General features: G+C 58.1%; 17 protein-coding genes. 8 read left to right on the forward strand and 9 right to left on the reverse strand.

What is annotated here, in order from left to right; genetic code table 11:
* Positions 1–8: 8 nt before the first annotated feature.
* Positions 9–2306, reverse strand: a complete 2298-nt coding sequence (gene recG, locus LDN04_RS14415; RefSeq protein WP_223912057.1) for an ATP-dependent DNA helicase RecG — start codon at positions 2304–2306, stop codon at positions 9–11.
* Positions 2307–2446: 140 nt separating this feature from the next.
* Between recG and LDN04_RS14420 the strand changes: the two genes are divergently transcribed.
* The 4 genes from LDN04_RS14420 (at position 2447) to LDN04_RS14435 (ending at position 4676) form a co-directional block, all read left to right on the forward strand.
* Positions 2447–2740 (forward strand): type II toxin-antitoxin system HigB family toxin, encoded by a 294-nt coding sequence (locus LDN04_RS14420; protein ID WP_374045173.1) that lies wholly within the window; start codon positions 2447–2449, stop codon positions 2738–2740.
* A 14-nt stretch (positions 2741–2754) separates the two neighbouring features.
* Entirely contained in the window at positions 2755–3132 is a 378-nt protein-coding gene (locus LDN04_RS14425; RefSeq protein ID WP_223912063.1) for a type II toxin-antitoxin system HigA family antitoxin, read from the forward strand.
* A 167-nt stretch (positions 3133–3299) separates the two neighbouring features.
* A complete protein-coding gene (locus LDN04_RS14430) occupies positions 3300–4241 on the forward strand; it encodes a DUF4238 domain-containing protein (RefSeq protein WP_223912067.1) in 942 nt (313 codons plus the stop codon).
* A gap of 147 nt (positions 4242–4388) precedes the next feature.
* On the forward strand, positions 4389–4676 hold the full coding sequence (locus LDN04_RS14435; protein WP_374045174.1) for a DUF2277 domain-containing protein: 288 nt from the start codon (positions 4389–4391) through the stop codon (positions 4674–4676).
* Between the two features lie 485 nt (positions 4677–5161).
* Here LDN04_RS14435 and LDN04_RS14440 read toward each other — a convergent pair whose 3' ends face one another.
* A complete protein-coding gene (locus LDN04_RS14440; protein ID WP_223912072.1) occupies positions 5162–5533 on the reverse strand; it encodes a pyridoxamine 5'-phosphate oxidase family protein in 372 nt (123 codons plus the stop codon).
* A 54-nt stretch (positions 5534–5587) separates the two neighbouring features.
* Between LDN04_RS14440 and LDN04_RS14445 the strand changes: the two genes are divergently transcribed.
* From LDN04_RS14445 to pfkA, 4 genes are all read left to right on the forward strand, one after another.
* Complete coding sequence (locus tag LDN04_RS14445; protein WP_223912075.1) at positions 5588–6994, forward strand: PLP-dependent aminotransferase family protein; 1407 nt, start codon at positions 5588–5590, stop codon at positions 6992–6994.
* Positions 6995–7138: 144 nt separating this feature from the next.
* The gene (locus LDN04_RS14450; RefSeq protein WP_223912077.1) at positions 7139–8089 is read left to right on the forward strand and encodes a homocysteine S-methyltransferase family protein; all 951 of its coding nucleotides are present in this window, start codon (positions 7139–7141) and stop codon (positions 8087–8089) included.
* Positions 8090–8136: 47 nt separating this feature from the next.
* Complete coding sequence (locus tag LDN04_RS14455; protein ID WP_223912080.1) at positions 8137–8577, forward strand: septum formation initiator family protein; 441 nt, start codon at positions 8137–8139, stop codon at positions 8575–8577.
* Between the two features lie 28 nt (positions 8578–8605).
* Positions 8606–9565, forward strand: a complete 960-nt coding sequence (gene pfkA / locus LDN04_RS14460) for a 6-phosphofructokinase (protein WP_223912083.1) — start codon at positions 8606–8608, stop codon at positions 9563–9565.
* On the opposite strand, the gene LDN04_RS14465 is transcribed toward pfkA, so the two are convergent.
* From LDN04_RS14465 to LDN04_RS14495, 7 genes are all read right to left on the reverse strand, one after another.
* Positions 9537–10187 carry an HAD family hydrolase gene (locus LDN04_RS14465; RefSeq protein WP_223912085.1) on the reverse strand — a complete coding sequence of 217 codons (651 nt, stop codon included), beginning with the start codon at positions 10185–10187 and terminating at the stop codon, positions 9537–9539. The two genes, pfkA and LDN04_RS14465, sit on opposite strands and share 29 nt — an antisense overlap.
* Entirely contained in the window at positions 10188–10487 is a 300-nt protein-coding gene (locus LDN04_RS14470) for an HNH endonuclease (RefSeq protein ID WP_223912088.1), read from the reverse strand.
* A gap of 34 nt (positions 10488–10521) precedes the next feature.
* Complete coding sequence (rnhA, locus tag LDN04_RS14475; protein ID WP_223912090.1) at positions 10522–10965, reverse strand: ribonuclease HI; 444 nt, start codon at positions 10963–10965, stop codon at positions 10522–10524.
* Entirely contained in the window at positions 10955–11608 is a 654-nt protein-coding gene (locus tag LDN04_RS14480; RefSeq protein ID WP_223912093.1) for a 1-acyl-sn-glycerol-3-phosphate acyltransferase, read from the reverse strand. The genes rnhA and LDN04_RS14480 overlap by 11 nt, the downstream gene beginning before the upstream one ends.
* A 332-nt stretch (positions 11609–11940) precedes the next feature.
* A complete protein-coding gene (locus tag LDN04_RS14485; protein WP_223912096.1) occupies positions 11941–17076 on the reverse strand; it encodes a CxxxxCH/CxxCH domain-containing protein in 5136 nt (1711 codons plus the stop codon).
* A 28-nt stretch (positions 17077–17104) separates the two neighbouring features.
* Complete coding sequence (locus LDN04_RS14490; RefSeq protein ID WP_223912098.1) at positions 17105–18322, reverse strand: NHL repeat-containing protein; 1218 nt, start codon at positions 18320–18322, stop codon at positions 17105–17107.
* Between the two features lie 71 nt (positions 18323–18393).
* A partial coding sequence (locus tag LDN04_RS14495) for a putative Ig domain-containing protein (protein WP_223912101.1) occupies positions 18394–19919 on the reverse strand: 1526 nt, incomplete at its 5' end.

Below are 19919 nucleotides of genomic sequence, written 5' to 3' on the forward strand. Positions count from 1 at the left end.
AAGTGGTATTACGCAATACCCGCCAGTTCCAGCCGCCCTCCCCACCGTTTCACCAGTTCCTCCCTGAGCCGGGGATGATGTGCCAGGGCCGGGTCTTCGTCCAGAAGGGCGAACGCTTCCCGGCGGGCCTCCTCCAGCAGCCGCCCGTCCCGCAGGATGTTGGCGACCCGGAAATCGGGGATGCCGGCCTGGCGGGTACCGAGGAAATCGCCCGGGCCGCGGATCTCCAGATCCGCCTCGGCGATCCTGAAGCCGTCGGTGGTCGCCTCCATCACCCGGAGCCGTTTCTCCCCATCCTCCGAAAGCCGGCCGGGGGTGAGGAGGATACAGCTGGACTTGGCGCTCCCCCGCCCCACCCTTCCCCGCAGCTGGTGGAGCTGGGAAAGGCCGAACCGCTCGGCATGTTCGATGACCATCACCGTGGCGTTGGGGACGTCGATCCCCACCTCGATGACGGTGGTGGCGACCAGGATGTCGATCTCCCGGTTCTTGAAGGCGGCCATCATCCCCTCCTTTTCCTCCGGCTTGAGGCGGCCGTGGAGGAGACCGATGCGGAGATCGGGGAAAACGTCCCGTTGCAGGTGCTCCGCCATCTGGGTCGCCGCCTTCAGGTCCGACTTCTCCGTCTCTTCCACTAGCGGGTAGATGACATAGACCTGGCGCCCCTTCCCCACCTCCCCGCGGATGGTGGCGTAGACCTGGGGACGGCGGGACTCGAAGCAGATGCGGGTTTCGATGGGAGTCCGTCCCGGCGGCAGTTCGTCGATAACCGACAGGGAGAGATCGCCGAAGACGGTCATGGCCAGGGTGCGGGGGATGGGGGTGGCGGTCATGACGAGGATGTCCGGGCTCGCCCCTTTTTTCTTCAAAAGCCCCCGCTGGATGACGCCGAACCGGTGCTGCTCGTCCACGATCCCAAGGCCGAGGCGGAAGAACTCCACCTTATCCTGGATCACTGCATGGGTGCCAATGACGATATGGGCCGTACCGTCCGCGACCCGGGCCAGCACCTCCGTCTTCGCCTTCCCCTTCAGGGAGGAGGTGATGAGGGTGACGGAGACCCCGAGTTGCTCGCACCAGCGGTGGATGGTAAGGTAGTGCTGCTCGGCGAGGATCTCGGTGGGGGCCATGATGGCGACCTGATAACCGTTCTCCACCGCCACCAGGGCCGCCATGAGCGCCACCAGGGTCTTGCCGCTCCCCACATCCCCCTGGACCAGGCGGTGCATGGGATGGGGGGCCATCATGTCGCTCTTTATCTCGGAGAGGACCCGGCGCTGGGCATTGGTCAGCTGGAATGGGAGAAGCTGCAGCAGCGGTTTGGTGTACCGGTGGGTGACGGCGAAGGCTATCCCCTCCTCCAGCGCCACCCCCCGCTTCTTCAGGGCCAGTCCCAGTTCCAGGAAGAAAAACTCGTCGAAGACCAGGGTGCGGTGGGCGGGGGTCTGCCCCTCGTTCAGCGCCTCAAGCGTCGCGCTCTCCCCCGGGAAGTGGACCTCCCGCAGCGCCTCCGGCAGGGGGATCAGCCCGTTGCGGCTGACGATCTCCGCCGGCAGCGGATTCACGGCGGCAGCGGCAAAACCGTCCACCACCTCCTTCTGCACCTTGCGCATGGTCTTCTGGTGAACCCCCTCGGTCAGGGGATAGACCGGGACGATCCGGCCAAAGTTGAACGGGTCCCGAGCCATGACCGTCGCCAGGCTCTCCCCCTCCGCCAACCACTCCACGTCCGGATGGTGCACTTCCCGCTGATAGCCGTACTGGGCCACCTCGCCGGTAAATATCCCCTTCCGTCCCGGCCGCCAGGCCTTCTTCTGCCAGGCGGGATTGAAATGGAACCACTTGAGAGAGATGGTGCCGCTCCCGTCGCTCACGATCGCCTCGAAAAAGCGCCGGCCGCCCCGGGTGGCTACCGTGTCGGCGGTCAGCACCTCGCCGTGGAACACCTCCGTGTGGCCGGGGCGCAGCTTCCCCACCGGCCGCAACTCCCGCCGGTCCTCGTAGCGGTTGGGGAGAAGGTAGAGGGCATCCTCCACCGTGGCGATCCCCTTCTTCGCCAGCGCCTCCGCCAGCTTCGGCCCGACCCCCTTGATGAACCGGAAGGCGGTGGCCAGGTTCTTGCGGTTGATGGACTCGGCCAGCGGCTCCGGAGCAGGGGGCTCGATGGTTGGCTGATGGCGCGCCAGCAGGTAGCCCCCGTCCGCGGGAGTCAGCTCCACGCTCTCCCCCGGCTTGAGTCCGAGCTCTTTCGCCACCTCGGCGGGGATGGTCAAGGTATTGTTGTCGGAAAGTCTGATGATGGGCATGGGAAGCGCCGCCCCCCTCCGAAGCGGCGGGTGCCATAGTAGCATTCCTGCGGGGTATTTGTGGAGAAAAATTGTGGGCCATGCTATCAGGCAAAATAACACTTGCTCCCACATCGGGAGCAGGTTATAATTCACTCACCATGCGTATCATATCCCGCAAAACCCTCCGAGAATTCTGGGACCGGCACCCCGACGCACGGCAGCCGTTGCAGGCGTGGTATGATGATGCGAAGCGCGCCGAATGGCATTCTCCGGCAGACATCAAGAGAATTTACCGCAATGCCAGTTTTTTGGCCGACAACCGGGTCGTATTCAACATCAAAGGGAACAAGTACCGCCTTATCGTCGCCATCCAGTACGCTCACGGCATACTGTTTATCCGCTTCGTGGGCACTCATCGGGACTATGACAAGGTCGACGCGACAACGATCTGAATGGAGAAATTCATATGGAAATCAAACCGGTAAAGAACGAGGCTGATTATCGGGTAGCACTGGAAGAAATCGAGCGACTGTTCGACGCCTCCCCGGATACACCGGAAGCGGACAGGCTCGAAGTGCTGACAACCCTTGTCGAAGCCTACGAAGAAAAACAGTATACCATCCCCCTCCCCGACCCGATCGAGGCCATCCTGTACCACATGGAAAGCAGAGGCCTTTCGCGCCGCGACCTGGAAGTTTATATCGGCAGTCGCGCCCGTGTCTCCGAGGTGCTGAACCGCAAGCGACCATTGACAATGGAAATGATCCGAAATCTTCACAGAGGTCTCGGCATCCCGGCAGAAGTCCTTATACAGCCTTATCATACGTTCAAGGATGCTGCTTGACGGTCACTGCGGCGGAGCGAGAACGGGCGCGGGAGAAGCGAGAGCAGCAGCTCGCGGAACAAGTAACTGCACTATCACAACAAATTGCACAACTGCAAGCCTGACACTATCTGTTCCAAAGGTATTTCAGTTTCTGGATGGACACTAACTAGTTATACGGAAAAAATATGAGCAATACTGCAAGAAATCATCACTACTTACCTCAGTGCTACTTGAAGGGGTTTGCTAAGTCTCCAAGCAAGAAATCGCAGCTCCATGTCTTTGATCTCAAAACAGGGAAATCGTTTTGCACTTGCCCTAGGAATGTGGGGGCAGTTCGAGACTTTAACACTGTTGAACTGGAAGGACATGCACCAGATGTAATTGAAAAGATTTTTTCTCAATTCGAAACAGAAGCTGCCAAAGTTCTCGATCAAATCCGTGCTCGTCATGAAATGCCAAAAGACGCCGATTTCAATATCTTTATGAATCTTGTCGCACACTTGGCAATAAGAAATCCTTATGTTAGAAAAAGCATAAACAAATTTCAAACAGACATAATTGAGCTCATCAGTGACTTAACTCTAGCGACAAAAGAACGATATGAGTCGACTATTTCCCAAATGAAAGAATCAGGCGTTGATGTGAATGACTCTATAACCTACGAGGATGTAAAAAATTTCCATGATGGGAAAGAATATACAATAGAGATAGCAAACATTAAAAATATAGAGCTTGAAATGACTGGTATTGATGCAGTTTTGCCTACTTTAGCAGATCGTAGCTGGAGTGTGGTTCAGGCCGATGAAAGGTCTGGTTACTTTATATCATCTGATCATCCTGTCTCACTCATTTGGACGGACCCCAAGCTTCAGGGTGGATTTTATCCCCCCGGTCATGGAATGCGATCTACAGAGCTTGTCTTTCCTGCAATTAAAGAAATGGCAATTATTGGAACATTTGAGGGCGAGGACAGAATAGTAAAAGCAAATGAGCGTCTGGTAGCATCTGTTAATTCAAGAACATTTGCCTTTGCTGGCAAGCATGTCTACTCGTCCAGACCTGCATTTAAGCTGCTTGATCAAAAAGGAAACGTCAGGACTATATCTGACATTACAAATATTGTCTAGCCAACGGGTGGAGCGGTTAGGCCCGCTTACCGCACACGCCGTTGGTTTTAAAAATCATGACACAAAGAGACATACATGAGTTGTTATGAAAGGAACTTGCCTATATGGGGATCTGCTCGACGAGCGAAAACAACGGAGGTAACAGGCGTGTGCAGGAACATCAAAACGCTGTACAACTTCGACCCACCAGCAACTGACGATGAGATCCACGCGGCTGCTCTTCAATACGTGCGGAAAATAGCAGGTTTTGCCAAGCCTTCCTCAGTGAACGAAGCAGCATTCAATCGTGCGGTCGTAGAGATTGAAACTGCATCCTCCCGATTGCTCAGTTCGCTCGTGACTGCCGCTCCTCCCAAAAACCGTGAAGTCGAAGCGGCTAAGGCTCATGCCAGAGCTGAAAAGAAGTTCGGTCCAACCAGGCAGGTTGAGCGGTGAAAGCCGCCCACTGATCACCAGGAAGAGTGAATGGTATCAGGCGTGCTATTATGCAATTAGCTGGTATCTTCCTGGCCGGATGGGTTTGAATGGCTATGGCGGTATCTCCTCGGAAATAAAAAAGGGCAACCTTGTGGTCGCCCTCTCTAATAAATTGGATTCAATTATTACGTTTTAGTCATGTAATTACTTCGAGTTATCAACGTTACTTCATCTTTTTGCCGGTTTTCAATTTGTTGCATATTTGTAAAAAATACACTGTACGCAAAAATAACTATTGACAAGTCATTACAGGTAGTTAGGCAAGCTGCCTATCTGTTGTGCAAAATGCAAAAGCACCCGTTGTAACATTGCATTTTGGAAACTTATCCACAGCTATCGGGCACTTTTCCACATGACTTGTGCATACACTTATCCACACAAGCTATTCTAATAATCCCGTCTTTACCTGGTGATGCAGAAGGTGCCTTATGGTGTTGTCTTTGCTACCACGTCTGAGTTACAGAATCGGGCGTAACAGCCAACGTGGCGCGTAACCAGTCGAATTTCGACTTCAGCAGATCGAAATCCGGTCCGGACGTTATGAATGCGGCCTTCCCCTTGATCAGGAAGCCGGCGCCCGGGCCATGCAAACCTTGCACTTTGCTGCTTCCCAAGGTAATCAGTACATCAGGGTTGAAGGCAACATTCGCCTCGGTGCGATGCATGTAACCGGCGGGAATCAGCAAGCGGCCATCGGCGGATATGCGCACGTAACTGTTCCACGTGTTGACCATGTGCGGCCCATCCTGGCCCAGAGTAGCGATGGCAACGATGCCATCCTGTTTCAGTATTTCCAGCAGTTTTTCGGGAATCATGGTACTACCTCCTGTGATGTGAGTATACAGCCTTACTTATGACGGGAACAGCGTATGTTCATTCTGAATAGTAACGATACTACCCCATTATACAAGCAACTCTATAACCAGATACGCGAGTACGTGCTGTCGGGGAAACTGCCCGCGAATTCCAGACTCCCGTCCGTCAGGGATCTGGCGGCCGAACTTTCGACCAGTCGCAACACGGTTGAAGGAGCTTACCAGGAGCTGTATGCGGAGGGATACATCTACAGCAGGCAGCGCAGTGGCTATTTCGTCTCGGTGCTCGACCATGATGTCGCGCCGTTACCACTATCCCCCAAACCTCGCAAACAGAGCCCCCTCCCACAGCCTTCGTCAAGCTACAGATACGATTTCCATCCTGCGCGACTCGACCCGGCCAGCTTTCCCACGGCACTGTGGCGCACGTGCCTGCTGGAGTGCCTGCGGGAGAGTGCCCGAGAGCTTTCCCAGTATGGCGATCCCCAGGGAGATTGGGGATTGCGCAGCAACATTCAACAGTACCTGGAGCGTTCACGTGGTGTGATCTGCGAGCCGGACCAGATCGTCATCTGCGCCGGGCTCCAGCAGAGCCTGGATATGGTCGCTCACCTGTCGAAGGAGAGCCATTCGTCGGTGGCGGTCGAAAATCCCGGGTACCACCTGCCACGCGCGGTCTTCCGGAATAACTCCTTCGACGTCGTCCCTGTTGCCGTGACACCGAGCGGGCTCGACCTGGACCGCCTCACGTCCAGCGGCAGCACCATCGTGTATGTCACCCCTTCGCACCAGCTCCCCATGGGCTGCGTGATGCCCATCGCCAACCGGCTGAAATTGATCGAATGGGCGGCATCGGGCGGCAACCTGATCCTCGAAGACGACTACGACAGCGAACTCCGCTACCACGGCAAGCCGATCCCTTCATTGCAAGGGTTGCGACCGGACGCAAATATCGTTTACCTGGGGACATTTTCCAAGGTACTGTCCCCGGCGCTGCGCCTGAGTTACCTGGTGCTCCCCCGCCCGCTGCTCGCCTCGTTCCACGGGCTTTACCAGGATTATTTTGCCACCGTTTCGTTGCTGGAACAGAGAACCATGGCAAAATTCATGGAGCAGGGGCACTGGATGCGGCACGTCCGGCGGATGCGCATCCTCTATCAGAAGAAGCACGATACCCTGCTCCAGGCCATCGAGCATCATTTCGGCGGCAGGGCTACCGTCATCGGGCAGGGCGCAGGGCTCCATGTGGTGTTACAGCTGCATGAAGGAAATGCCGGAGAACAGGAGATCATCCGTCGGGCCGCACGAGAGGGAATCCGCCTGTTTCCGTTCAGCGCCACCTGCATCACGGGCGAACCGGCCTCGACAAACCTTCTGCTTGGCTTCGGCGGAATGTCCGCTGCCGAGATAGATCAGGGTATCGAGCTCTTGTCCCGACTTTGCTTTCTCGAACCGCAATAACAGCAGAATAGTAGAATACTGGCCCTGTTAACAGGTGCAGGTTTGAATAAAATTTCGGGGTCAGATTTTACGATTGTCGTCCATCCGTCGGCACGACCCGCCCAAAAACTGGGTCAGCCTCAGCCCGTTGAGCAGGTGCATTCCATGCCCCCTACCCCTTTCGCGAAATTTCTGGAGAAATCTCCCTGCATCCTCGGCGAAGGGGCGGTCATCGAGCGCCTTCGCCGCAACGGCGACCTGGAGCTCGATCCCCACCTGGTCAACTCGGCCTTTATCTATTACGACGGGAAACGGGCGGCCCTGGAGACCATCTGCCGGCAGTACCTGGAGATAGGCCGCGAGTTCGGCCTGCCGCTCCTCGTTTCCACGCCGACCTGGCGGGCGAGCCGGGAGCGGATCGAAGCGGCCGGATATGCCGGCGTCGATGTGAACGGGGACAATGCCAGGTTTCTCGATGCACTGCGGAAAAGCTGCGGAGGGTACGCGGAGAACGTCGTCATCTGCGGCTTGATGAGCTGCCGCGGAGACGCCTACCGTCCTGCCGAAGCGCTGGCCGTTGCCGAAGCGCGGGAGTTCCACGCCTGGCAGGCCGGGAAGCTGGCCGACGCCGGGGTCGATTTCCTCCTCGCCGCCACCCTTCCGGCGTTGAGCGAGGCGACCGGCCTGGCTTTGGCCCTTGCCGCCACCGGCCAGCCGTACGTTCTCAGCTTCGTTGTCCGCCCGGAAGGGACCCTGCTGGACGGTACGCCACTGAAGGATGCCATCGCCGCCATAGATGCGACGGTGACGCCACCCCCTCTGGCCTATATGATCAACTGCACCCATGTCTCCTTTGCCCGGGCTGCTCTGACGCACGAAGCCCATTCGTCAGCCCTGGTTCGGCAACGGGTCATCGGCCTGCTGGCCAATACCGCCGCGCTGAGCCCCGAAGATCTGAACGACAGCACCAGCCTGGTAGAGGAAGATCCGGAAGCCTTCGGCCGGTCCGTCGCCGGTCTGCACCGGGAACTGGGCCTGAAGATTCTTGGTGGCTGCTGCGGGACCGATGACCGGCATATCCGCTCGCTGGCCGCCCAGCTTGCAACGGGAAGCTGATGGAGATACACTTACCGCTCCAACCAGAATGAATCAGAGGGATGAACATGAAAAAGGTGCTCGCATTAGTCGCCATGGTGCTTCTCCCGTCAGGCAGCGCTCTGGCTGGCGACGGGTATGACCGGTGCGTACGGGAAGAAAAGGTGTTACGTGCGGAAGTTGTCGACAGTTGTAGCGGTGTGCGGTATCTTTTCAATCCGAGCGGGTGCTTCGCCGCCCAGAAGGCGGTGAAGGAGTACGACAACGACCGGTGCAAGAAGATCGGCGAGGCGGAGAAGGTCACCGCCCCCTCTCCACCAGCGACCGCGGCCACGCCGGAGAAGAAAGCCGGTGCGGGTGCCGATCCGGCGCAGGCAGAGAGCAAGCCCGCCGTTCCCCGTCAGGAGTCCGATGTGGAGCAGCTTAAAGCCGAAAACGCCCAACTGAAAGTAGAAATAGCCCGACTCAAGGCTGAGATTGCCCAACTCAAAAGCTGCACCGCGCAATGACGGCGGAGTAGCTACATCCGGAGGCACCATGAAAAAGATCGGCATTTTATCCAGCGGCGGCGACTGTTCCGGCATGAACGCGACCATCCGGAGCGCGGTCCGCACGGCCCTCCGGATGAACATCGAAATCGTCGGCTTTCGCAAGGGATACCTGGGGCTCATGAAGGGTGACTGCTTCAGCCTCGACTCCAAGGCGGTTTCCGGCATTCTCCACCGGGGGGGGACGTTTCTCCAGTCGGCCCGCTCTCCCGAATTCCGGACGCCGGAGGGACAGCAGAAGGCGCTCGCCATGCTGAAGGATCTGGGAGTGGAAGGGCTCGTGATCCTGGGGGGGGACGGGTCGCTGTCCGGCGCGCTGGCCCTCCATAACCTCGGGTTACCGGTCGTCGGCATCCCGGCCAGCATCGATAACGACATCCCCTTCACCGACATGGCGCTCGGGGTCGACACGGCGCTGAACAACATCATCTACGCGGTGGACTGCATCAAGGATACCGCCAGTTCCCACGCCCGCGCCTTCGTCATCGAGGTGATGGGGCGCAACTCCGGCTACCTCGCCAGCGTGAGCGCCATCGCCAGCGGCGCCGAATATGCCCTGGTGCCGGAACGGGAGTTCGACCTGGCCGAGATATGCCAGCAGCTCCGGGCCCGGTATGAGGAGGGGCGGGACAACGCCATCATCATACTCGCCGAGGGGGTGGGTAACGGCCAAACCATCGCCGACTCCATCAAGGACGCCATCGGCTTCGAGACCCGGGTTACGGTGCTGGGACACTACCAGCGCGGCGGCGCGCCGACCGTCTTCGACCGGCTCCTGGGAAGCCGCTTCGGCAAAAAGGCGGTGGAACTCTTGATTTCGGGTCAGCAGGGGCTGATGGTGGGACTTTCCTGCAACGACATCCTCGCCACCCCGCTGGCCAACGTGATCAAGGGGGAAAAGCGTCCCCAGGACGAGATGCTCAGGCTGGCGGAGGTGCTGGGGATCTGAGGAGTTCCAGTATGTCACCGTGCCGGTCGATCCGGGCAAAGGCGGGGAGATCGGCCTTGTAGGCGACGAAAGGGACGCCGGCAGCCTGGGCCGACTGGCGGTCCACGTCGGAATCGCCGACGAAGAGCGCCTCGGCGGGGGCGATGCCGTAATGGTCGAGGACGCGCAGGAGCGGCTCCGGGTGGGGTTTGGGATTGGCGACCTTGCTGGCGGTCATGACACAGCCGAAATAGCGGGCAAGATCGAAGGATTCCAGCACCATGTCCATGGACGTGGAGCGGTTGGTGCAGACGGCAAGTCCGTAGCGCGGCGAGAGCACGTCGAGGGTTTCGCGGAACCCCTCCTCCATCCGCATGAACGGCACCAGTTCCCGGTAGTCGATGGCGGCGGCAGAGAGGACAGCCTCGTTGAACAGCGCCTCGTCGGGGAAAAAATAGCGGAGAACCTCGCGGTTGGCGTAAGTATGGAGGATGCGCATCTGCTCCCCGTCGCCGCGGTCGAGGGAGGGACGCCTCATGAGCGCCATGATCCGGTCATAGAAGGCCAGGTTCGCCTCGAAGGAGTCGAACATCACCCCGTCACAATCGTAGATCACCGCTTTATAACCGTTTCCCTTCACCATTCACTCTTCACCCTTCACGTTTTTCAGATACTCTTCCCACTCCACGGGGAGCAGGTGCTTCTTCCTGTTGTTGCACTCCTTGCAGGACGGCACCACGTTCCCCCGGGTGCTCTTGCCGCCGCGGATCACGGGCACGATATGGTCCATGGAAAGCTCGGCCGGCGGGAACGTGCCGCCGCACCAGTGACAGACCCCCTTCGCCACGCGGTTCTTCCACCACTGGGAAGCGCGCAGTTCGCGGGCCTTCTCCCGCTCCCGCTTTATCTCCTGCTCAGAGACTTCGATGATGAAATAGCTCATAAAACCTGTGAAAGGTGAAAAGAAAAACCGCTTTTTACTTTTTACCGTTTTTGAACGCCTCTATTGCCTTCCGGGCCAGTTCGTCGCACCGCTCGTTCTCCAGATGGCCGTTGTGTCCGCGCACCCAGACCCAATGGATTTTATGCAGGGCGGCCAGTGACTGCAACCGCTCCCACAGGTCCCGATTGAGCACCGGCTCCTTCTTGCTGTTGACCCACCCTTTCCTGACCCAGCCGGGGAGCCATTCGGTCATCCCCTTGACCAGGTACTGGGAATCGGTGGTGACAAACACCTCGCAGGGGCGCTTCAGTGCTTCCAGCCCGGCGATGGCTGCGGTCATCTCCATCCGGTTGTTGGTGGTCTCCCCCTCCGCTCCGGACAGTTCCTTCACCGTATCGCCGAAGCGCAGGATGCTCCCCCACCCCCCTACCCCCGGATTGCCGCTGCAGGCGCCGTCGCTGAATATCTCAACCCTCATTGACGTAGGCCCCTTCGGCTTTCAGGAGGTCGGCGATGGCATCCATGACCCGGTCGACGATCAGCTGGTGGGTTTCCTTGGTATCCGGCAGCGCAAACAGGTCGGCGAAGTCGAGCGGCTTGCCGAAGACAACCGTTGCCTCCTGGCCGAAACCGGGAAATTTCCAATGATTGAGGCCGATGAGAGCGGTGGGGACAACCGCAGGCCGGGTATCGTAGATGATCTTCCCCACACCCCGGTTCCCCTTGCCGAGCACGCCGTCCTTGTGACGGGTCCCCTCGGGGAAGAGCATCACCTTCTGATCCGCCAGAAGGTCATTCAGGACCTTGGCGGCCCGCAGGTCCCGCCCCCTCTTGACGGGGAACGCCCCCCAGGAAGAGATCAGCCAGCGGAGGATACGCCCTTGGAACAACTCTTCCTTGGCCGGCGCCCAGAGCATCTGCATCGGGCACGCCTTGACGACAACAGCGGGAAGAAATATGGTGTCGCCGGCGGAGATGTGATTGGCGGCGATGAGGACGCCGCCCCGACGGGGGATATGCTCCTCCCCCTTGGTGCGAAGCCGGTTGATGGCAGAGGCGTAGAAGCCAAGGACATAGCAGGAGAACGTCACCCAGAGGCGACGGGGAATTGATGTGGACATGGGACCTCGTGATACATGTGATTGACTTCAATCTATAACATGTTTCCGGGCGACGCCGCAACGGTTATGCATTCCACGCCATCAAGCCGGGCCACTCCACGGCAGCTACATTCCACATTCCATCGTCCCTGTCACTTTCGACAGGAGCGTCTTCCCACCTGCCACCTGAAAAAAAAAACGGGGCGTCAGAAGACGCCCCGCCATTTGCTCCGTTTCCCATTCTGCTCAACAAGGATGGACGACTGCTGAACCAACAATTCTCGGCTTAGCATAGGCCTGCTTTTTCATCTGTTCACCCTCCTTTCCGTTGTTGTCGGGAATCAGACCGCCCTTTAATAACGACTGAGCACAAAGGAATCGACCGTGGACCAAGGTGACGTTTTTTGGCTCGTTGCATCCCGGGCCTGGACGCGCCAGTACCAGGTCCCGCTCGGCAACATAGCATTCCAGCTGGTTCCGGTCTGCCAGGACGATTGAGTCTTGATGGAAGAGAACGAGGAACTGGAACTGACCTGTACCAGGTACTGTATCGACCCACCGCTCGGGTTAGTGGAGGGACTCCACGCCAGACCGATTGAACAACCTGAGTAGTTAGAGCACCTCCCATCCGGTTCTGCGACCGGAATTGGTGCTGTTGGTGGATTGGCTGTTGCCGGGGCTGCGATGACAAAGCTGTCGACTGTCGACCAGGACGAAACGAGCGATGTACTGGTTGCGTTGCGGGCCTGGACGCGCCAGTACCAGGTGCCGACACCCAGGTTCGGTGTCCAGCTTGTGGCGCTGGTCCATCCGGATGATGCCGTGACGGTCGAGAAGGATGAACTGGAACTGACCTGCGCCGAGTACTGGATGGTGCCGCTGGAGATGGTCGAAGCATTCCACGCCAGCGTTGTTGCGCAAGACCCCGAACAGGTGCTATCTGGCTCGGCAATCAGCGACGGCACTGTCGGGGCACTAGAAGGCAGCGGTGCTGATAACGAGAAGGAGTCCGCGGCTGACCACGGCGAAAGGGCTGATGTTTTGACTGAGTCACGAGCCTGAACCCTCCAGAACCACGTGCCGGTTCCCATGGTTGGCGTCCAGCTGGTGCCGGAAATCCATCCCGATGCGTAGTTGACCGTGGAGAAGGAGATGTCGGAGCTTACCTGTATGGAGTACTGCACTCCGTTGCCGCTTGGGTTTGTGGAAGGATTCCACTGCAGCTGGATTCCACAAGACCCGGAACAGCTGCCATCTGATTCGGCAATCAGCACCGGCATGGAAGGGGGCGCGGTTGACGATAAGGTGAAAAAGTCCGCGGTTGACCAAGCTGAAACCGTTGTTGTAGTGCGGGAATCACGGGCCTGAACTCTCCAGTACCAGGTGCCGTTGCCGAGCGTTGCCAACCAGCTGGTATTAGAAATCCATCCCGATGAGTAGTTGACCGTTGCGAATGTGGAACTGCTGCTCACCTGCACCGAGTATTGAACGGAGCCGCCTCCCGTGTTGGTCACCGGATTCCACTGCAGCGACACCGAGCAGGAACTGGAACAGATGCCATTGGGCTCGGCAATCAGCACTGGAGACGCGAGGAAGGAAGTGGCAGCCCCACTGGTCCACGGCGTTTTCACGTTCCAGTACTGGTCGGTATCTGAACCGGTGTTCCCCTCATGGCAGGTGGAGAAGCTGCTGTTCACGGGTCCTGTGTCAGTTAAGCTGCCACCACTATTTTCATTACTACGTCCGGAATAGATGCCGGGAATGTGGCCGCTTCCGCTCCCCTCATCACCACGATCGCTGAACGCGATATTCGGATTTGCATTGTTCGTCACACGCCCCCTGTGTTTGTAATCGAGGCAGTTGGTTATCATCAGCCGGGGGAGTTGCGCATTGTGGGGCGCATGGCACTTGGAGCACGAGTAATTGTGCTTGATGGTTGCGTTGGCAGTCTTCCACCCCTTCACCGACTCGTGAATCCGGTTTTTATCCTTCCAGGTATGGGTCACGCCGTTCGTCAGGGTCTGTTTCCCGTGGCAGTTCAGACAGAGCCCGGCAAACTGTTGATCCGTTTCGGTGATGGAACCAGAGGCGAAGGTATTCTGATCAATTTTGTAGGAAGTGGTGATTGTCTGGAGGTACGCAGTATAAGCACCCGGTGCTGGCCGCGGTTTTTCCTCACCTCTGACGCCGGAAATGTAGCCGTAGGTGGCATTATCGACAGGGGCATTGTCATCTTTGTAGGGCGAGGTCATCCAGGTCCCCTTGAGAAGTGGCACCCCGTAAGGCTTGTTGCTGCCGAGCGTCGGGCTGACGCCGTGGGGGTCATGACACGGGGTGCAAAGACCGCCTATGGCGTGGGAGGGTGTCGCCGAGAGCGGCGAAGTTGCCGCCAAATGACCGCCAACGTTGATTTTGATTTTATAGGGATTGCGGAGTTGGTATCCGAACTGACCAGCACCGAAGTAGGGGGTGTCCTGGAAGCCCATAATGGCCTGGGTGGCGTTGAAGGTAGCGCTATATCCCCAAGGGGTGATGCCTGAGGAAGCATTCATGTGGCAGTCGAAGCAGAGGCCTGCACCGGGATTGTAGAGGTTGTGTTCCGCTGCAGTACCTCCTGCCGTTGGTTTATACGTCGTGGCGTAGCCACCTTTTCCGGCTACCGTGTCTTTGAGTATACCGCCATTGGCCGTGGCGCTGGCATAGCTGGTGGTCGTACCGCTGACGCTGGAACCGTGGGAGTTGTGACAGTCGAAACATACAACGGCCACTGTCCCGGTCGTGTTCGGCCAGGTCTCGTTGATATCCCAGCCGCCTTGATTGGCGGCGGCATTGCCGTGGGCGGAGAAGGCCTTCGTCACCGTATTTTTCGGCGAGGTATTGCCTCCGGCGTATTTGCCCCAGGTTGTGGTGCCCGCATCACCGTATTTGGTGGCAATGCTCGTTTTGTCCCAGGCGTAGACATTCGGGGTTTTCCCATCGCCGAACGGCTGAGTTGCGTTGTTCTTGTCACTATGGCAACCGAGACAGTGGGTATTGATCTTTGCCATCTCGGTTCTGGTTCCGTTGGCAGTATACGGAATTGCCGTAGTACCCACAGCATATGCTGTAGGCCGCGTTCCCGTGCCGTAGATAACCAGTTCCACCGGCCCACCGGGGGTGTTCGCATGGTGATAGGTGAGATTGATGCTGCCGTCGCTGTTCGCCTCCCAGTGGCACTGGTAGCACTGAGCCGCCGTTACCGTGCCACCTTGAGAGTGGTGAGAGTTGCCGCTGAACTGCGGGCCGATTGCTGCCCTCCCCCTGATGGCGAAAGCGTGGCAGGTAAGACAGGCGGCGGTGCTTCCCCATTGCGCCGGCGCGCCGCCATGGCAGTCAATATTTGTGCAGGTAGCGGTAGTCGGGTTCCAGGCAGCGCTAAAACCTGCTGTGGCAGGATTGAATATAACGTCGACCGAGCCGCTCAGATGCCTGGAACTGGGAACAAACATGCCGGCTGCGGTCGAACTTGCGGTCGCAAAGTGGCAGTTGGAACAGACAGTCGTGTCTGTTGCCCCCGCCACGTGGGCTTTGTGGGTGTTCGCCGTGCTCGTTCCAGCGCCGCCGTTGGGATAATCGGGCGCGCCGATCGGGCTGCTCGTGCCGTGACAGCCGTTGCAGCCATAGTTGACACCGGAGGTCCAGGCCGCGGGATTGGCGTAGACCAGTGCCCCCTGATTTCCGTTGGAGTGACAGTAGAGGTTTGTGCAGGTGTGCGCAGTGCCGTCGTAGGAGCCGGTACTGCCGATCGTCGCGGTGCCGGAGAAAAGCACGTCCTTGACGCCGTTTACATGTTTGTTCTTATTTACGATAGTCGCAGTGCCGCTTACTGTTGCCGCGTGACACACGGCGCAGGCAAAGCCGTCACTGAGGTGGCCAGGATGGGCGTTGGTTGGTGGCATTGCATCGTGGCAGGCACTGCATTCGCCCGGCGTGCCGACGATGCTGCCTTTGGCGTTCGCCCATAGCGGAGACTTGTAGACCGTAGTCCCCCCTGCAGGTGCCCCGTTGCTGTGGCAGTAGGTGCTGGAACAGGTCCCCGGCGAGGTGGTATTGTAAGTGGGGGTGGCGCCGCCGGTAGCGGCGATGGTCCCGTTCGTTGCGATGAACACCTGCTGGAAGTTGCCGGTTGCATGCCTGTTGCCGCCATGACACTCATAGCAGCTGTAGGCATAGGGTGCGTTTCCTGCGTGGGGCAGGTGAGGAGTCCTGGACTCATCCTTGAAGACCCCCGACGTGGCGTATCCCGGTGCATAGCCAAGTGGCCCGCCAGCGGTATTTTGTTGCGGCGGAAAGCCATGGCATCCGGTGCAGTCTGCAGAAAAAGATCCGGCCGTACTGCTGTGGGGATGGCATGACCGGCAGACATTCGGATCGGTGCTTGCGTGTTCCGGGGGAAAACTGCCACCGGGGGGAGGCACCGGGTGACATGCCTGGCAGACCCCGAACGGGCCAGCCCAATTGCTTTGAGCACCGACGGCCTGATCCAGAACCTTCCGACGGTAGGAATCAAGCTTTATGCCTGCTGAGTAGTTCATGTAACGGCGTACGAGCCAGACGTTGGGGACGGTACCGTCACCCGGGTCGACGTGGCCGGCGTGGCAGTCTGCACACTGGATATTCTGTCCGTTGCGGTTGTGGGCCAGCTTGCCGGTATGGCAGTTGGTGCAGATGTTCACAGCATTGGCAGTTCCGCCCCGCATGTCGGTACGCAGCAGGTAGCCTTGTGATGATGACAGGAGTCCAAAGGCGGATGAATCGGGCCCATCGATTGTCCTTGAGTTTGAATCGGTGAAATGGACACCGTGGCAGGTTGAACAGATTACTTTGCCGTTCGGCAGTTGCATGGCCGAAGTTGGATTGGATGGGTTGGCGTTGACCGGCGGGTTCAGGAATTCGGTCGGCTTGAGTTTTACCTTGGAAGTGGCGCCGGTGTAATTGAAGTTGACCGGATGGGTACCGGATTGGACGTTTCTCTGGTTACGCGACCGATGGCAGTCGAAGCAAAGCTGGTCGCTGTCATTGGCAAAACGGAAAAGATTATTTGCATCGCTTGAAGCATGTTGATTATGGCAACTGGCGCAACTTATCTCGCCTTTCCCGGTCACCACGAGAGCCCGCATGTCAGGATTGACCGGCGTAGCCGCCCCTGCAGCCGGCACGTTCACCGGCGCCGCCCAGTTATGGGAAGTCTGTTTCTCTCCTGACACATACAACCCCAAATCCGTGGAGTTGAACGGATTTGCAATGTCCTGGGGGAGGAACCCCTTAGTCATGATCCCGGGATTATGACAGGTGAGACAAAGGTTGTTGACGCCGGTCGTGTTTGACAGGTCAATCGGTATGGTGTTGTGGCAGCCGGTGCATGTTAGATTTGTGTGCGGGGAGTTGACCGCCAGAGTTCCCGATGCCATCAACAAAACAAACAACATCGACACAAATAGTATTTTCATAATTAACTCCTGAAAGGTCATGCTAACGTCAGGGGGAATAGACGATACCAATCGAATGTCTGGAGACACCGCCGGTCGAGTTGTTTGCCATGACCGTCAGCACGTTATCTCCCGGCGCAAGGCCGCTTACATTGCACTTCCAGCTGGTTGCCGACGTATAGACAACCGGTGCAGCAACCGCTGCGCTATTCGTGATAACCGTGACCCTCGCCGACGAATCCACCGCACCGCTAAGGGTAATATTTGCCGAGTTGACATTGGCGGGCACCGGATCAACGGTCAGTGTCACCGGGGCTGTGACAACGGGGTTCACGCCGCCGTCAATCCCGTACATGGTCAGTGACCCGGAGCCATTGGCTACAAGGAGCCGTTTCTGAACCTGATCGAAGGCAACATCCATCGGTATCATCAGTTGACCGTTGGCTAAGCCGTTCTTGCCGATGTACGCCAAAAACTGGCCGCTTCCGGTCGGATCTATCACCTGAATTGTGTTCAGGAAGGTATCCGCCACATACATGCGGCTCAGCTTGCCCGCTGCATCGTACTCAAAGGCAACACCAATAGGCCTTTTGAACTGAAGTGGCGCAACACCAAACGTGCCGATGCTTTTCACGAAGTTGTAGTTCCCCGTTGCATTAAAGAACTGTATCCGGCCATTTTGCGTATCTGCAACCGCAATCTGGTTAGCCGACCTGTCGTAGGCAATACCGGTGGGCATGGAGAACTGGCCGGCGGCAGTTCCCGTCGCGCCGATCGTCCGCACGAACTGCCCATAGGAATTGAATACCCTGACATTGTTGGCCAGGCTGTCAACAACATAGACAAAGCCGGCCGCATCGACCGCAATGCCATTGGCTTTCTTGAACTGGCCGATACCGGAACCAAGTCTCCCCAGGACCGTTCCTCCCTGATCGAGGATAACAACAGAATCCCCTTGGCTCACGAACAGGTTTCCATTATCACTGAGAGCTATCCCCTGGGGTGGCGCCTTGGTTTCGAGCACCAGCATCCTCTGGCCCGAAGAGTTGAACTTCGAAACTCCGCCAATGCGTGGATCAGAAACATAAAAATCACCCTTCGGGTCAATGGCAACCCGAAGCGGCGAGGCCAGGCCCTGCGTAACCGGGGGGGTCAGAACGGTCACCATGGGAACTGAGGCAGCAAACGAAACACCGATGAGTGAAGTGACCAGGACAGCACACAGAATGATGATGCTTTTAAAGGTTCTGATCCATCTGGTCAGCATATGAAGCCTCCTAACCGTAAATTTGCGACGACATGCGCTGCGAGGACCGCAAAATGGGCCACTGATCGTTTTCAGGAAGCGAAACCGGATTTTTCAGCCGTCTGCATGCTTTCCACCCTGACCGGTAAATAACAAGGCCCCTGATTGAAGGACTCATAGTGATAGTCCGTCACTCCGCTGCGTACTGAAACATAGAATGTCTGGTACGCCGACAGGCTGCCATCACTTACCCGGACCGTAACGCGGTACGAACCGTACTGAGAGGACGTTGGTTTCCAGGTTATAATGCCGGCAGAAGAAATGCTCATGCCAGAAGGAGCGGAGGTAAGGGAATAGACGAGGGGGTCACCCGCAGAGTCCACCGCTCTCACCGCATAGACATAGGTGTTTCCTCGATAGGCCGTGGTAACCGGGGTTGAAGTGATTTTCAGCGTGTGATCCGTTGGCGAAACGGCGTCTTCGGTAACGGTGACGTAGAAGTTTTGCGTTGTACTGTAGTAACTGCTGTTTCTCACTCTTACCGTGACCTTGTACGTGCCGGTGTGGGACGGTTTCCAGGTAATCAGGCCGGTCGAACCGCCGATCTCCATTCCATCGGGGTGGTCACTCAAGGAATAGTACAGACTCTTGCCATTGGGGTCATAGGCAGAGACCTTGTAACTGTATGACGTATCAACCAGTGCAGCAGTTACCGGTGCAGACGTTATGACCGGCGCAGGGCTGGTTGAAGTAGTGACCGTCAGGGTAAAGCTCTTGCTGGCAGATAGGTTTCCAGGGTCGGTTGCCGTCACGGTAATGGTGTAGCTGCCCGCGGCCGTTGTCGGACAATTGATGAAACCCGCACCACTGATGCTCATGCCGGCAGGTGCGCCACTCAACGTGTAGGCCAGACTCTGGTTCTCGGGGTCAGTTGCCGCGACCTGGTAGCTGAAGGCGGCGGGAGCGGTGACCGTCGCATTCGGGATAGCGATCATGGTCGGAGCCTGGTTGACTAAAGCATTCACCGTGAGGTTCACGCTGGCCGTGGCATTGGTGTAGTTGGTTGTATCGTTCGGGGTGAAGCTGACCGACAGGGTCTGGCTGCCGGCGGTGTTCATGACGGCGCCGGAGACCGGGGTGTAGACGTAAGTTCCCGCGACGCTGGCCGTGGCGTTCAGCTGGGTGCTGCTAAGCGCCGTGCCGACTACGACCGGGGTCGGCGTTGCCCAGCTTATGCTCGGGGTAGCCTTGGCGATGACCAGGGTGCCCGTGGCGCTCCCGGTGTAGTTGGCATCGGTGATGGTGCCAACGACGGGGTAGCTCCCCGCGGCGGTCGGCGCCGTGGCGCTGCCGTTGTAGGTGAAGCTGACGGTTTTGCCGGCCGGGTTGGTGGTGGCGGTGGCACTCTTGGCGGTGCCGTCGTAGGTTGCAGTCAGCCCGCCCAGGGTGACCGTAGCGGCGGCCGGGTTCACGGTCAGGGTGACGGTTTTGCTAGCGCTGTTGTAGGTAACCGTGTCGGTCGGGGTGAAGACCACCGACAGGGTCTGGCTGCCGGCGTTCAGCACGGTCCCGGCTGCAGGGGTGTAGGTGAAGGTCCCGGCTATGCCGCCACTGACCC

The organism is Geobacter sp. AOG1 (assembly GCF_019972315.1).
Classification (GTDB): domain Bacteria; phylum Desulfobacterota; class Desulfuromonadia; order Geobacterales; family Geobacteraceae; genus Geomobilimonas.